At 75.2% G+C, this 13,202-nt stretch carries 15 protein-coding genes; 11 read left to right on the top strand and 4 right to left on the bottom strand.

Features of this window, described 5'->3' with window-relative positions; all coding sequences use genetic code 11:
- The first annotated feature begins 266 nt into the window (after positions 1–266).
- The 8 genes from ACFC0B_RS22305 to ACFC0B_RS22340 all read left to right on the top strand — a co-directional run bounded on the left by ACFC0B_RS22305 (position 267) and on the right by ACFC0B_RS22340 (position 7,899).
- Positions 267–1,190 (top strand): GNAT family N-acetyltransferase, encoded by a 924-nt coding sequence (locus tag ACFC0B_RS22305; protein WP_376088327.1) that lies wholly within the window; start codon positions 267–269, stop codon positions 1,188–1,190.
- 174 nt (positions 1,191–1,364) lie between these two features.
- Entirely contained in the window at positions 1,365–2,111 is a 747-nt protein-coding gene (locus ACFC0B_RS22310; RefSeq protein WP_376088330.1) for a hypothetical protein, read from the top strand.
- 131 nt (positions 2,112–2,242) lie between these two features.
- Complete coding sequence (locus ACFC0B_RS22315; protein ID WP_376088333.1) at positions 2,243–3,262, top strand: MBL fold metallo-hydrolase; 1,020 nt, start codon at positions 2,243–2,245, stop codon at positions 3,260–3,262.
- Positions 3,263–3,341: 79 nt separating this feature from the next.
- A complete protein-coding gene (locus tag ACFC0B_RS22320) occupies positions 3,342–5,258 on the top strand; it encodes an ATP-binding protein (protein ID WP_376088336.1) in 1,917 nt (638 codons plus the stop codon).
- 11 nt (positions 5,259–5,269) lie between these two features.
- Positions 5,270–5,722 (top strand): roadblock/LC7 domain-containing protein, encoded by a 453-nt coding sequence (locus ACFC0B_RS22325; RefSeq protein ID WP_376088339.1) that lies wholly within the window; start codon positions 5,270–5,272, stop codon positions 5,720–5,722.
- Positions 5,719–6,081, top strand: coding sequence for a DUF742 domain-containing protein (locus ACFC0B_RS22330; protein ID WP_376088342.1), 363 nt, complete (start codon positions 5,719–5,721; stop codon positions 6,079–6,081). The genes ACFC0B_RS22325 and ACFC0B_RS22330 overlap by 4 nt, the downstream gene beginning before the upstream one ends.
- The gene (locus ACFC0B_RS22335; protein WP_376088345.1) at positions 6,059–6,694 is read left to right on the top strand and encodes an ATP/GTP-binding protein; all 636 of its coding nucleotides are present in this window, start codon (positions 6,059–6,061) and stop codon (positions 6,692–6,694) included. Before ACFC0B_RS22330 ends, ACFC0B_RS22335 begins: the two co-directional genes overlap by 23 nt.
- Positions 6,691–7,899 (top strand): cytochrome P450, encoded by a 1,209-nt coding sequence (locus ACFC0B_RS22340; protein WP_376088348.1) that lies wholly within the window; start codon positions 6,691–6,693, stop codon positions 7,897–7,899. The genes ACFC0B_RS22335 and ACFC0B_RS22340 overlap by 4 nt, the downstream gene beginning before the upstream one ends.
- Positions 7,900–7,950: 51 nt before the next feature.
- Here the strand turns inward: ACFC0B_RS22340 and msrB are convergent, their stop codons facing one another.
- The 4 genes from msrB to ACFC0B_RS22360 form a co-directional block, all read right to left on the bottom strand.
- Complete coding sequence (gene msrB / locus ACFC0B_RS22345; protein ID WP_350552787.1) at positions 7,951–8,355, bottom strand: peptide-methionine (R)-S-oxide reductase MsrB; 405 nt, start codon at positions 8,353–8,355, stop codon at positions 7,951–7,953.
- A gap of 42 nt (positions 8,356–8,397) precedes the next feature.
- A complete protein-coding gene (gene murC / locus ACFC0B_RS22350) occupies positions 8,398–9,780 on the bottom strand; it encodes a UDP-N-acetylmuramate--L-alanine ligase (RefSeq protein ID WP_376088966.1) in 1,383 nt (460 codons plus the stop codon).
- A 123-nt stretch (positions 9,781–9,903) separates the two neighbouring features.
- Complete coding sequence (locus tag ACFC0B_RS22355) at positions 9,904–10,365, bottom strand: indole-3-glycerol phosphate synthase (protein WP_376088351.1); 462 nt, start codon at positions 10,363–10,365, stop codon at positions 9,904–9,906.
- Positions 10,366–10,506: 141 nt separating this feature from the next.
- Positions 10,507–11,274 carry a pyrimidine reductase family protein gene (locus ACFC0B_RS22360; protein ID WP_376088354.1) on the bottom strand — a complete coding sequence of 256 codons (768 nt, stop codon included), beginning with the start codon at positions 11,272–11,274 and terminating at the stop codon, positions 10,507–10,509.
- 114 nt (positions 11,275–11,388) lie between these two features.
- Between ACFC0B_RS22360 and zapE the strand changes: the two genes are divergently transcribed.
- From zapE to ACFC0B_RS22375, 3 genes are all read left to right on the top strand, one after another.
- A complete protein-coding gene (zapE, locus tag ACFC0B_RS22365) occupies positions 11,389–12,435 on the top strand; it encodes a cell division protein ZapE (RefSeq protein WP_376088969.1) in 1,047 nt (348 codons plus the stop codon).
- Positions 12,436–12,500: 65 nt separating this feature from the next.
- Positions 12,501–12,875, top strand: coding sequence for a type II toxin-antitoxin system RelE/ParE family toxin (locus ACFC0B_RS22370; protein WP_376088357.1), 375 nt, complete (start codon positions 12,501–12,503; stop codon positions 12,873–12,875).
- Entirely contained in the window at positions 12,872–13,180 is a 309-nt protein-coding gene (locus tag ACFC0B_RS22375) for a helix-turn-helix domain-containing protein (protein WP_376088360.1), read from the top strand. Before ACFC0B_RS22370 ends, ACFC0B_RS22375 begins: the two co-directional genes overlap by 4 nt.
- The last annotated feature ends 22 nt before the right edge of the window (positions 13,181–13,202 follow it).

Below are 13,202 nucleotides of genomic sequence, written 5' to 3' on the forward strand. Positions count from 1 at the left end.
GGTGCGCCCCCTTCGGAGGGCCGGGTGGGAGAGCCGTCGGTCGGCCGGGCATCGTCGCCGGGGCCGCCGGGCTGTGCTGGTGAGCATGTCCCCGGACGGCGCGGCTGCCAAGCCTCGCCCGGTCATCTCAGAGCATTACTTGAGCTTGGCGTCGCGTCAATGAGCGATCCGCGCCGCGGAGCCCTGACATCACCGCAGGTGGAGGCGGTTCCGGCCGGAAAAACCAGGGGCGGGCGGGCCGGTTGTGGGGCTACCGTGACCTTCCTATGACACCCCTGACGATTCGTGACTTCCGCCCCGAGGACGCCGAGGCCGTCGCGGCGGCCCACCGCGCCGGGCGCGAGCACCTGGTCCAGACCCCCGAGATGTTCGTCTGGCTGAACGCCCGCCGGGCGAAGGGCGCCCACTACCGCACCTTCGTCGCCGAGCTGGACGGCCGGGTGGTCGGCACGGTGCGCTGCGGCGTGGTGACGGGCACCACCACGACCGGCGTCGGCCACGCCAACGGCAGCGTGCTGCCCGAGTACCGCCGGCGCGGGGCGTTCACCGCCCTGCTGGCCGCGGCCGAGCAGCACCTGGCCGGGCACGGCGTCGTCGAACTGCACAGCTGGGTGGACGACGAACCCGGCTCGTGCGCCTTCGCCGAGGCCCGCGGCTTCACCGCCGGCCGGACCGCCCACTTCGCCGCCCGGGACCTCACCGCCCCGCTGCCGCCCGCCCCGCCGCTGCCGGCCGGTGTCGAGCTGCGTCCGGCGAGCGCCTTCGCGGCCGACCCGTACCCGGTCTTCGAGATCGAGGCGGACGCGGCGCTGGACGAGCCGGGCGAGATCGTGATGGACGCCACCGAGTACGAGGAGTGGCTGGCGGGGGAGTGGAACCGCCCGGATCTCGACCGGGAGCTGACCGTGGTCGCCGTGGCCGACGGTGTGCCGGCCGCGTTCAGCGCCGTGAGCACGGACGGCGCGCGGCGCTACTGGTCGGCGTTCACCGCCTGCCGCCGGGCGTACCGCGGGCGGGGGCTGAGCAAGCTGGCCAAGCTGGAGTCGCTGCGCCGCGCCCGGGCCGCCGGACTGCGGCACGCCTACACCTCCAACGACGCCACCAACGCGCCGATGCTCGCGATCAACTCCTGGCTGGGCTACGAGCGCTGCGCGAGCGAGCGGAAGTTCATCAAGCGCCTGGACGGCTGAGGCCGCCTCGCGGCGTGACGGAGCGTGACAGTCGACTCCGCCGGACGGGTGAATCAGGAGCGTTCACCGGCGTGGCAGCGGGGAGGGCGGCGGGGGAGGGAGTTCCCGGCGCCTCACGGGGCATCACCTCCGCGCAGACTGTTCGTGCCCGAGTCGTCGCGCGGGGGTGTTGCCATGGAGATCCTGCTCCAGATCCTGGTCGGGTTCGTCCCGGCCGTGATCGGTTTTCTCGCCGCCCGTTCGCTCGCCCGCACCCGGCTCTTCCTGCGCTACGGCTTCCTGCGGGCGCTGCTCGGGCCGTACGGCCGGGTGCAGATCGTCACCCCGAGCATCGAGGTGGCCGAGTTCGCCTACGCCAAGGACGGCTGCCGGCTCACCAGCCGGGGGCCGCGGAACGTGCTCTTCATGCCGATGGCCGAGGCGCGCGCCATCGCCCAGCTCATCGACCTGCTGCGGAAGATCAACCGCAAGGCCACCATCGAGCTGGTCACCGCCGGCGCGCAGGACCCGCGGATGCCGACCTTCTCGATCGGCGGGCCGAGCGTCAACGCCTACTCGGCGGGCGTCCTGGCCGTCGGCTTCCCGGACTTCCGACTGGAGCACCCGCAGGCGGCCCGGGCCCGCTGGGGCGGGATGGCCTTCGAGGCGCAGTACAACGCGGCCGACGAGCTCGTCCGCGACCACGGCTTCGTGTTCGTCACCCGCACCTCCCGGCAGGCGCCCTGCGTGGTGCTCTGCGGGGTGTTCGCCTTCGGCTCGGCGATGGCGGTGGAGGCGCTGGCGGCCGCCGGGCGGCAGTCGCCGCTGGCCGCGCTGTTCCGCTCGGGGGAGAAGGGGTTCGTCGCCGTCGAGGGCCGGGTGATCGGGCTGGACACCGTGGACGTGACCGTCGAGGTCTGCCGCGTCCTGCCCGGGGGGTGAGGGCGGGAGGGCGGATCCGGCCGCCGGGGACGGGGGCAAACAGGACAGTCCGGGAGGCTCCGGGGCAGGAAGTGGCCGGATTCATCAGGCTTTTGCTCCGCTACCGTCACATCATCGGCATAATCGCGCCCATGACGATCAACCGTGCGAACGTGAGCGCGATTGCCGAGGACCTGTACGTCTGGCTCCCGCCGAAGCGCGGATGGGGCCTGGCCAACTGCGGACTGCTCGCGGGACCGCGCACGGCGCTGTGGATCGACACGCCCTACGACCCCTCGCTCGCCGCCGAGTTCCTCGCCGAGAGCCGCAAGCGGCTGGCCGACGGCGTCACCGTCGACCGGATCGTCGTCACCCACGCCAACGGCGACCACCTCTGGGGCGCGGGCGTCCTGCCCGACGCCGAGGTGATCGCCACCCGCGAGGCGCTGGAGCACATCCACTGGGAGCCGACGCCCCAGCAGACCCAGGGCCTGGTCACCGGCAGCGACCCGGACTCCCCGCTCGGCGGCTACCTCCGCCGCCACTTCGGGCAGTTCGACTGGTCGCGGACCGAGCCGGTCCACCCGGACACCGTCTTCCACGGCGAGCTGGAGCTGCGGGTGGGGGAGTACCCGGTGCAGATCACCGGCCTGCCCTCCGCGCACACCGGCGGCGACCTCATCGTCCACCTCCCGCACCAGCGCGCGGTGTTCGCCGGCGACGTCATCTTCGGCTCGACCGCCGCGCAGCCCGGCGACCACCCCTCGCACTGGGCCGGCCCGCTGGAGAACATCGTCGCCGCCTGCGAGCGGATCCTGGCCACCGGCGCCGAGATCATCGTCCCCGGCCACGGCCCGGTCCTCGACCGGCCCGGCGTCCGGGAGCACATCGCCTACCTCGGGTACGTCCGCGAGCGCGCCCACGCCCTGCACCGGGCCGGCCTGCCCGCGCTGGACGCGGCCCGCCGGATCATCGCCGAGCAGCGGTACCCCGAACTCGGCCTGCCCGAGCGGCTGGTGCTCACCGTCGCCGCCGAGTACCGGCACCTGGACGGCACCGGGGTGCCGAACGTGCTGGAGGCGATGAGCCAGGTGGCCCTGGTCGCCCGGGAGCTGGACGAGGACGCCGAACGGCGCGCGACCCGGCCCCGCGCGGCCGGCGACGCGGCCTGAGCGGCCCGCCCGCACCCGTTCGCACAAGCACCGACCGCCCCAAGTCCGTTCTTCGTACAAGGAAACTCCGAGGACGTCGATGACGCAGCTGCTGGTCCCGGCCCTGGCGCTGATCGTGCTCGCCGCGCTGGCCGCGGCCGGCCGGCTGGCCCGCGGCCGCTCCCGCGCGCTCGCCCGGGCCGCGGCCGCCGAGGCCTCCACCGGCCTGGCCGAGGAACGCGCCGAGGCCGCCGAGGCCCGGGCCGGAAGGGCCGAGCAGCAGGCCCGCGAGGCACGGGACGAGGCGGACCGCTCGGCGGAGCGGACCCGCGCCGCGGCCGACCGCGCACTGGCCGCCCGGGACCGTGCCGACCGGGCCGAGCAGCGGGCGACCGAGGAGGGGCAGCGCGCCGACGGCGCCGACCGGGCGGCCGCCGAGGCGGAGCACCGGGCGGGCGGCGCCGAGCGGGCCGCCGCGGCGGCCGAGGGGCGCACCGCCGCCCTGCTGGCCGAGATCGGCCACCTCGCCACCGAACGCGTGGCCGCCGCCGCCCTGCGCCTGAGCCACCCCAACGCCCCGATCGCCGGACCGCTGGACGCCGCCGACGTCGGCCCGGACGCCGTGCAGGCCCTGCAGGCCGTCCTGGACGCCGCCGCGGCCGCCGTCACCGACGAGCGGGAGCGGGTCGACGCCGCCGCCCGCTCCGCGATGCGCGGCGCCACCTCCAAGATCCAGACCCTGCTCTACCAGATCCAGAGCCTGGTCCAGCAGCTCCAGCACGAGAACGACGACCCCCGGCTGCTGGAGGTCGACTTCCGCAACGAGGTCGCGCTGCGCCGGATCCAGACCGTCGCCGTGCTCTGCGAGGCCTGGCCGGGCCTGGCCCGCACCGACTCCCCGCTCGCCGAGGTCGTGGTCGGCGCGCTCTCCCGGGTGCCCGGCTACGCCCGCGTCAAGGTGGCCAACCACCTGCGCGAGGACCGGCTCGCCGTGGTCGCCCGGGCCGCCGAGCCGGTGGCCATCGCCATCGCCGAGCTGCTCGCCAACGCCACCGCGTACTCGCACCCGGAGACGGACGTCCCGGTCACCGTCCAGCAGGGCGGCCGGGGCGCGCTGGTGATCGTCGACGACAGCGGCATCGGCATGGAGGAGGACCAGCTGCGCCGGGCCCGCCGGCTGCTGGCCGGCCCGCCCGAGGTGCTCCTCACCGAGCTGGGCAACCCGCCGAAGACCGGCTTCGCGGTGGTCGGCAAGCTGGCCCGGCAGTACGGCTTCACCTGCCACGTCGAGCCCTCCCCGTACGGGGGCATGCGCGCGCTGATCCGGATCCCGGCCGGGCTGCTGACCGTGGTGGACGAGGAGCAGCCGCTCTCGGTGCTCACCCCGCTGCCGCTGCGCCCCGGGCCCGCGCCCGCCGCGCCGTCCGCCCCGGGCCCGGCGGGCGGCCGCGGCCGCGAGGGCGTCCCGGCGATCCGGGTCGTGCCGCCGGTGCCGGACGCGCCCGACGGGCCGGACGCGCCCGGGCCGTCGGAGGAGCCGCCGGTGCACGCCGTCCCGCCGGTGCGCGCGGTACCGGACGGCCCCGGACCGGCGGACGACGGCACCGGCCTGCCCAGCCGCCGCCGGCGCCGGCCGCTGGCGCCGACCCCGCAGGCCGCCCCCGCCGGAACACCTGATCCGGCCGCCGCCGTCCGGCCGGTGCGCACGCCCGAGCAGGCCGCCGCCCGCTGGCAGGCGCTCCAGCACGGCACCGGCTCCGGTCGCGCCGCCGTCGCCGAGGCCGCCGGCACCGGTGAGGCCGCTGTCGCCGAGGCCGCCGGCACCCGCACCGAACCCGACCCCGGGGCCGCCGACCCGGCCGGCCCCGCCCCCAGCCCCCACCCCCCGTCCCCCCCGTCCCCCGCGGCGACCGGCCCCACCGGCGCCGACCGGGCGGCCCCGCCCCGCACCGACGCCGCCCGCACCGGCGCCGGCCCCGCGGACGCGTCCGGCCGCCGCACCACCCAGACCCCCTGAGGAGCCGCGCTGTGAGCAGCACGCCCAGCCCCACCAGCACCACGCCCAGCCCGTCCGACACCGACGGCATCGCCTGGGTGCTGACCCCGCTCCTGGAACTGCCGGGCGTCGTGCACGCGGTGATCGCCACCGGTGACGGCCTGGTCGAGGCCGCCTCGGACGGCCTCGCCCGCGCCTCGGCCGAGCGGGTCGCCGCGATGACCGCCACCGTGCACGCCGCCGCCCGGGCGTTCACCACCGCCTTCACCGACGCCGAGCAGCCCCGGCTGGCGCAGACCGTGGTCGAGTCCGACCTGGGCTTCGCCGTCGTCGTCCCGGCCGGCGAGAACACCTCGCTCGCGGTGTTCACCACGCCCGAGGCCCAGCTCGGCAACGTCGCCTACCAGATGCAGGTCCAGGTCGCCGCCCTGGGCCGGGCCCTGGCGAGCCCCGCCAGGCGGCAGGACGCCCCCGCGCGGTCATGACCCCCACCCCCCGCAGGCGGATGGTGCCCGCCTACCTGGCCACCGGCGGCCGGACCCGCCCGGGCGGCGCCGGCTTCGAACGGCTCACGGTGCTGTTCGCGACCGGCGCCGACCGGCCGTCGGCGCTCGCGGAGCTGGAGGCGGAGCACCGACGGCTCTGGGACCTCTTACGACCCGGCGCGCTCACCGTGGTGGAGGCCGCCGCACACCTGCGGCTGCCGGTCAGCGCCACGGTCTTCCTCGCGGCCGATCTGGTCGAGGCGGGCTGCCTGCAGGCCCGCGCGCCGATCCCCCGCGCCCAGCAGACCGACCGCTCCCTCGTCGAGAGGCTCCTCGTTGGACTCCGCACTCTCCGGTAATCCGCCCGGTCCGGGGCGGCCGGACCGGGTGGGCTACCTGCCCGACCCCGAACAGACGCTGATGAAGCTGGTGGTCGCCGGCCCGTTCGGCGTCGGCAAGACCACCTTCATCCGCACCCTCTCGGAGATCCCGACCCTGCACACCGAGGAGGCGATGACCGAGACCGGCGCCCCCGTCGACGACGTGGCCGGAGTGCCGGGCAAGACCACCACCACGGTGGCGGTCGACTTCGGCCGGCTCACCCTGCCCGGCGAGCTGGTGCTCTACATGTTCGGCACCCCCGGCCAGCGGCGGTTCTTCCCGCTCTGGCAGGACATCGCGCGCGGCGCCATCGGCGCCCTCGTCCTGGCGGACACCCGCCGGCTCGCCGACTCCTTCGAGATCATGGACATGGTCGAGGAGCAGGGCCTGCCCTACGCGGTCGCCGTCAACCGCTTCCCCGACTCACCGATCCACCCGGCCGCGGTGCTGCGCAGCCACCTCGACCTGCACCCGAGCACCCCGCTGGTGCTCTGCGACGCCCGGGAGCGCGGCTCCAGCCTGGACGCCCTGATCGCGCTCACCGAGCACGTCCTGCACGGCCTCCCCGCCGCCGCCCCGGAGCAGCCATGACCGCCCCCGCCGCCCACCCCCCGATCGCCCTCCACGGCCCGGCCTTCGCCGCCGACCCGCAGGCCGTCTACGAGCGGCTGCGCCGGCAGGGCCCGATCGCCGAGGTGGAGATCGCGCCCGGCGTCGGGGCCCTGCTGGTCACCGACTACCAGGCCGCCCTCGACCTGCTGCGCGACACCGACACCTTCTCCAAGGACTCCCGCGCCTGGCAGCGGACCGTCCCGGCGGACTCCCCGCTGCTGCCGGTGCTCGGCTACCGGCCGACCGCGCTGTTCAGCGACGGCGCGACGCACGCCCGCTACCGGCAGGTGATCACCGACGGCCTGGCGCTGCTGGAGCCGCACCAGTTGCAGCGCCGGGTCGCCGAGGTCGCCCACCGGCTGATCGACGCCTTCGGGGAGGCCGGCTCCGCCGACCTCATCGCCGACTACGCCCGCCGGCTGCCCGTCCACGTCCTCACCACCGGCTTCGGCGTGCCCGAGGAGCACCGCGAGCGGCTGGTGGTGGGCATCGTCGGCTCGATCGAGTCCACCCGGCACGCGGTGGCCGCGTACGCGGACCTCGTCGAGGTGGTCACCGGGATGGTCGCCGAGCGCCGCGAACGCCCCCGGCACGACCTGACCTCGTGGTTCCTCACCCACCCGGCGGGACTGGACAACGACGAGGTGGTCCGGCAGATCACCCTCACCATGATCGCGGGCAACGAGCCGACCACCAACCTCATCGGCAACGCCCTGCTGCGGCTGCTCACCGACGCCCGCTACGCCGGCTCGCTGTTCGGCGGCGCGATGACGGCGCACCAGGCGATCGACGAGGTGCTCTGGCACGAGCCGCCGCTGGCCAACCTCTCCGCCCACTACCCGCGGGTCGACGTCACCCTGCACGGCCGCGCGATCCCGGCGGGCTCGCTGATCCTGGTCTCCTACGCGGCCGCCAACTCCCAGGCCGCCCCGCCCGCCGCCACCGCGGACACCGCCGAGCTGCGCAGCGGCGAGTCCGCCCACCTGGCCTGGGCGGCCGGCCCGCACGCCTGCCCGGCCCGGGACCCCGCCCTGCTGATCGCGATCACCGCGATCGAGCAGCTGACCAGCCGGATCGGCGACCTCGAACTCGCCGAGCCCGCCGAGGACCTCCGGTGGCGCCCCGGCCCCTTCCACCGCGCCCTGGTCCGCCTCCCGGTCCGCTTCACCCCGGTCGCCGGATGACACGGGGAGGCCCGGACACCCTCGGGTGCCCGGGCCTCCTCGTGCTCCGCGCTACTCCGCCGGCTTCAGCGTGAGCGAGACCGAGTTGATGCAGTAGCGCTGGTCGGTCGGCGTGCCGTAGCCCTCGCCCTCGAAGACGTGGCCCAGGTGGCCGCCGCAGCGGGCGCAGCGGACCTCCACCCGGCGCATGCCGAGCGAGGTGTCCTCGATGTACTGGACGCGGTCCCCGGCCAGCGGCGCGTAGTAGGACGGCCAGCCGCAGTGGCTGTCGAACTTGGTCTCCGAGCTGAACAGCTCGGCGCCGCAGGCGCGGCAGCCGTAGACGCCGACGGTCTTGGTGTCGGTGTACTCGCCGGTGAAGGGGCGCTCGGTGCCGGCCTCCCGGAGGACGTGGTACTCCTCGGGGGTGAGCTGGGCGCGCCACTCGGCGTCGGTCTTCTCGATCTCGTAGCTCATGACAGCTCCAGGTCGCGACAGGTCCGGGACTCGTCCGGGGACTCAGACGTTGGTGGCAACGTTCGCGAGGTGCCCGAGGATTTCCGGACCCAGGTTCGTCACGTCGCCCGCACCCATGGTGAGCAGCAGGTCGCCCGGGCGGGCCAGGCCGGCCAGCACCGCGGGGGCGGCGGCGAAGTCGTGCTCGGCGGTCACCTCGGCACCGGCCCGGCGGGCGGCGTCGATGATCAGCTCGCTGGTGACGCCGGGGATCGGGTCCTCGCGGGCCGGGTAGATGTCGAGCACCACCGAGGCGTCGGCGAGCGCCAGCGCGGCGCCCATCTCCTCGGCGAGCTGCTGGGTGCGGCTGAACAGGTGCGGCTGGAAGACCACCAGCACGCGGCCGGCCGTCGCCTCCCGGATCGCCTCCAGGTCGGCGGCCATCTCGGTCGGGTGGTGGGCGTAGGAGTCGATCACCTGGACGCCGCCCGCCTCGCCCTTGAGCTGGAGCCGGCGGCGCACGCCGGTGTAGGCGCCGAGCGCCTTGGCCAGGTCGGCGGCCGGGACGCCGAGCGCGACGCCGGCGGCCAGCGCGGCGACCGCGTTGTGGGCGTAGTGCCGGCCGGGCACCGAGACGGTGAAGGCCAGCTCGGCGCCGTCCAGCAGCACGGTGACCTCGCTGGTCATGCCGTGCGGGACGACCGACAGGACGCGCAGGTCGGCGTCCTCGGCGGCGCCGACGGTGACCACGTTCAGGTCCGCGCGGCCGGACACCCGGGCGGTCAGCTCGCGGGCGCCCTCGTGGTCGGCGGAGACGACCAGGGTGCCGCCGGGCACGATCCGGCCGACGAAGGTCTCGAAGGACTCGTGGATCTCGTCGATCGAGGCGTAGTTGGCGTGGTGGTCCAGCTCCACGTTGAGCACGATCGCCACCTCGGGCGCGTACTTGTGGAAGCTGCGGTCGCTCTCGTCGGCCTCGGCGACGAAGATCTCGCCGGTGCCGTGGTGGGCGTTGGAGCCGGGCGCGTCGAGGTCGCCGCCGATCGCGTAGGACGGGTCCAGGCCCAGCTCGCCGAGGGCGACGGCGAGCATGCTGGTGGTGGTGGTCTTGCCGTGGGTGCCGGCCACGGCCAGCGCCCGGCGCCCGCCCATCAGCGCGGCCAGCGCGTCGGAGCGGTGCACGACCGGGATGCCGCGCTCGCGGGCGGCGGCCAGCTCCGGGTTGTCGGCGCGGATGGCGCTGGAGACGACGATGCTGCTCGCGCCCTCCGGCACGTGCTCGGCGGCGTGCCCGATGTGCACGCCGGCGCCGAGGGCGCGCAGCGCGCGGACGGTCTCGGACTCCTTGGCGTCGCTGCCGGAGACGCTGGCCCCGCGCACCGCGAGGATCTTCGCCAGGCCGGACATCCCGGCGCCGCCGATGCCGATGAAGTGCGGGGCGTGCAGGTCGTGCGCGGCGTCGTTCAAGGCGGGGCTCCGTACGGGCGGGGATCAGGGGAGGGGCGGACGGCGTGCGAATCGTCCTCGCGGCCGGACCGCAAGGACGATTCTGCACCACGCCGGGGTTCGTCAGGAGTCGCTGGCGAACAGCCGCAGCACCGGGACGCCCACCTTGTGGCGGGCCTGGGAGGCCCAGTCGCGGTGGAAGAACTCCTCCACGAAGTGCGGGGAGGTGAGCACCACCACCTCGTCGGCCTGGTGCTCCTCGACCACGGAGCGCAGCCGCTCCAGCGGAGACTCCTCGACCAGCTCGCCGACCGCCTCGGCACCGGCCCGCCGCAGGTGGCGCAGGCTGTGCTCCAGCGATTCGGTGGCGACCGTCGGCCCGCTCTCGGACTCGTCGTGCTCGCGCACCACCTTGTCGAGGTGGCCGAGCGCGACGTCGTCGAGCGCCCGCAGCAGCTCGTCCTGCTTGCCGCGCGGCTGCATCAGGACGACGAAGGACACCTTCTCCTCGCTGTGGAGCGTGGTGACCAGCTCCACGTCCGCGTCGGAGAGCGCCTTTTCGATCATCAGTACCGTCTTGAACACGTGAGTCCCTTCCAGTCGCCGGCCCCCGGGCTCCGGCTTCGCATCCCATACTGCCCGGCGGAAGCTTTCCGCACGCTCCCCACCCGGCACACGGGCCACGCGGAGGAGGCCCCGAGTGGGAGCGGGATCACGATCCGGAGGTCACGGGGTGGTCGGACGCAGGTAGCGGGTGAAGAGGAATCCTTTCTGCTCGATCAATGAGACCAGCCGCATCCGCTGCACGTCGGGCATGTGCGCATCGTGCAGGATGCGCGGCGCGTCGCCGCCCGTGAGCAGCGGCGCCAGTGACAGGCACAGCTCGTCCAGCAGGTCCGCGGCGGCCAGCTGCCCCAGCAGCCGGGGGCCGCCCTCGGTCAGCAGCCGGGTCCAGCCCCGCTCGGCCAGCGCCGCGACCGCCGCCCGCAGGTCCACCGCGCCCCGGCCGACCGCGATCACGTCGGCCACCTCGGCCACCGCCGCCAGACTCCGCGCCGGCGCGTCCTCGGTGGTGATCACCACGGTGCGCACCAGCGGCTCGGTGAACAGCGGCGCCGCGAGGTCCAGCCCCAGCGAGCGGCTGACGATCGCGATCGCGGGCGCCGGCGCCTGCCCGGCCGCCCGGCGCGCCCCGGCGAAGTCGGCCCGCGCCCGGGCCGGCCGGTACCCCTCGGCCCGCACCGTCTCGGCCCCCACCAGCACCACGTCCGACAGGGCCCGCAGCACGCCGAAGATCCGCTTGTCGGCGTCGCCGGAGAGCCCCTCGGAGAGCCCGTCCAGCCGGGCCCCGCCGTCCAGCCCCGCCACCATGTTGGCGCGCAGCCAGGGCCGCCCCCCGCGCGCCTGCTCGGGGTACGCGTAGACGGCGGCCAGCGCCTCCAGCGAACTCGGATCGTCGAAGGTCTGCGCCACCGGGCTGATCAGCTGTTGCATGCCCCCAGTCTTCCACCGGCGGTTCCGGCGGCCACCGTCCCGGAGCCCTCGCGACCAGGCGTACCCTTGACCACCGTGCCCGCAGCTTCCCGCCCCGCCACCGCGACCGAGTCGATAGCCGCCGCGAGCGCCTCCGGCTCACCGATCGCCCTCACCTCCCGGCGCCCCGTCGTCCCCGCCGAGCGCCTGGTCGCCGAGATGGTGCCGCCGCCGCGCTTCTCCGACGTGAGCTTCGGGACGTACATCCCGGACCAGGCCCAGCCCAGCCAGTACGAGGCCGTGCAGGTCCTGGAGGAGTTCGCCGGCACGCTCAACGGCGGAAACGGTTCCGCGCCCAAGCGCAGCTGGTTCCGCCGCAGTGCCCCGGCCCCGGCCGGCCCGGCCGGCATCTACCTGGACGGCGGCTACGGCGTCGGCAAGACCCACCTGCTCGCCTCGCTCTGGCACGCCGCCCCCGGCCCCAAGGCCTTCGGCACCTTCGTCGAGCTGACCAACCTGGTCGGCGCGCTCGGCTTCCAGCAGGCCGTACGGACCCTGTCCGGGCACCGGCTGCTCTGCATCGACGAGTTCGAGCTCGACGACCCGGGCGACACCGTCCTGGTCTCCACCCTGCTCGGCCGCCTGGTGGAGAACGGCGTCAAGCTCTGCGCCACCTCCAACACCCTGCCCGAGAAGCTCGGCGAGGGCCGCTTCGCCGCCGCCGACTTCCTCCGCGAGATCCAGGGCCTGTCCGCGCACTTCCGCCCGATGCGGATCGACGGCCAGGACTACCGCCACCGCGGCCTGCCGGACGCCCCGCCGCCGTACCGGGCCGCCGAGGTCGACGCCGTCGCCGCCCGCACCCCGGGCGCCTCCCTCGACGACTTCGACGCCCTGCTCGCCCACCTCTCCGCCGTCCACCCCAGCCGCTACGGCGCCCTGCTGGACGACGTCACCGCCGTCTGCCTGCGCGGCGTGCGCCAGGTCGACGACCAGTCCACCGCCCTGCGCCTGGTCGTCCTCGCCGACCGCATGTACGACCGCGAACTCCCCGTCACCGCCTCCGGCCTCCCCTTCGACCAGGTCTTCCCCGAGGAGATGCTCCGCGGCGGCTACCGCAAGAAGTACCTCCGCGCCGTCTCCCGCCTCGTCGCCCTCGCCCGCGACAGCGCCAAGAGCTGAGGGCGTGACCCGCGCCCCCGGTCGGGCGTTGCTCCCTGCGGCAGGGGTCGAAGCGAGGGGAGAACATGACCGGGGAACAGGCTGCCTGGACGATTGAGATCGAGCCCGAGGTGCGCGCGTGGCTGCGCACCTGCTCGATCACCGAGTACCGGGCGGCCGAACGCGCCGCCGACCGGCTGGCCGGGGACGGCGAGCTGCTGCCGTTCCCGCTGGCCAGCCACCTCGGCGGCCCGCTGCGGGAACTCCGGGTCGGGCCGATGCGCATCACGTACTGGCTCGCCCCCGGCCGGCGGGCTGTGCTGCTGACGGTCTTCCGCAAGACTAGGAGCCGCGAGACCGACGAGGTCGGGCGGGCGCACCGGGCCCAGAAGGTGTGCGAGGCCGAGCACGGCCCCGCCGGCGACCACCAGGTCTACGACAGGGACGAGGAGGAGCGATGAGCAGCGGCTACCACACCCGCTGGGTCGTGCCGCCGGAGCACCGGGAGACCGAGGAGTACCGGGCGGCCGGGCGGCGGATGGCGCTGGCCGAGGCCGTGTACGCCCGTCGTTCGGCGCTCGGCTGGACCCTCGCCGAGCTGGCCGGGCGGGCCGGGCTGGACGAGGAGACCGTCGAGAGCATCGAGGAGAGCGGGGTCGATCCGACCCTGCCGCTGATCGAGCGGCTGGCCGCCGCCTTCGACTCGGCGGTCCGCATCGACCCGGCGGGGGAGCCCGCGATCAGGTTCGAGGCGCACGCGGCCTGAGGGAGCGGTGCTCGGTTGTCGG

Source organism: Kitasatospora sp. NPDC056184 (assembly GCF_042268405.1).
Classification (GTDB): Bacteria; Actinomycetota; Actinomycetes; order Streptomycetales; family Streptomycetaceae; genus Kitasatospora.

Bases quoted from the DNA above. Each gene is read 5' to 3' on its own strand.
- ACFC0B_RS22305 (WP_376088327.1), top strand. From the start codon at position 267: ATGACACCCCTGACGATTCGTGACTTCCGCCCCGAGGACGCCGAGGCC.
- ACFC0B_RS22310 (WP_376088330.1), top strand. From the start codon at position 1,365: ATGGAGATCCTGCTCCAGATCCTGGTCGGGTTCGTCCCGGCCGTGATC.
- ACFC0B_RS22315 (WP_376088333.1), top strand. From the start codon at position 2,243: ATGACGATCAACCGTGCGAACGTGAGCGCGATTGCCGAGGACCTGTAC.
- ACFC0B_RS22320 (WP_376088336.1), top strand. From the start codon at position 3,342: ATGACGCAGCTGCTGGTCCCGGCCCTGGCGCTGATCGTGCTCGCCGCG.
- ACFC0B_RS22330 (WP_376088342.1), top strand. From the start codon at position 5,719: ATGACCCCCACCCCCCGCAGGCGGATGGTGCCCGCCTACCTGGCCACC.
- ACFC0B_RS22340 (WP_376088348.1), top strand. From the start codon at position 6,691: ATGACCGCCCCCGCCGCCCACCCCCCGATCGCCCTCCACGGCCCGGCC.
- msrB (WP_350552787.1), bottom strand. From the start codon at position 8,355: ATGAGCTACGAGATCGAGAAGACCGACGCCGAGTGGCGCGCCCAGCTC.
- ACFC0B_RS22360 (WP_376088354.1), bottom strand. From the start codon at position 11,274: ATGCAACAGCTGATCAGCCCGGTGGCGCAGACCTTCGACGATCCGAGT.
- ACFC0B_RS22370 (WP_376088357.1), top strand. From the start codon at position 12,501: ATGACCGGGGAACAGGCTGCCTGGACGATTGAGATCGAGCCCGAGGTG.
- ACFC0B_RS22375 (WP_376088360.1), top strand. From the start codon at position 12,872: ATGAGCAGCGGCTACCACACCCGCTGGGTCGTGCCGCCGGAGCACCGG.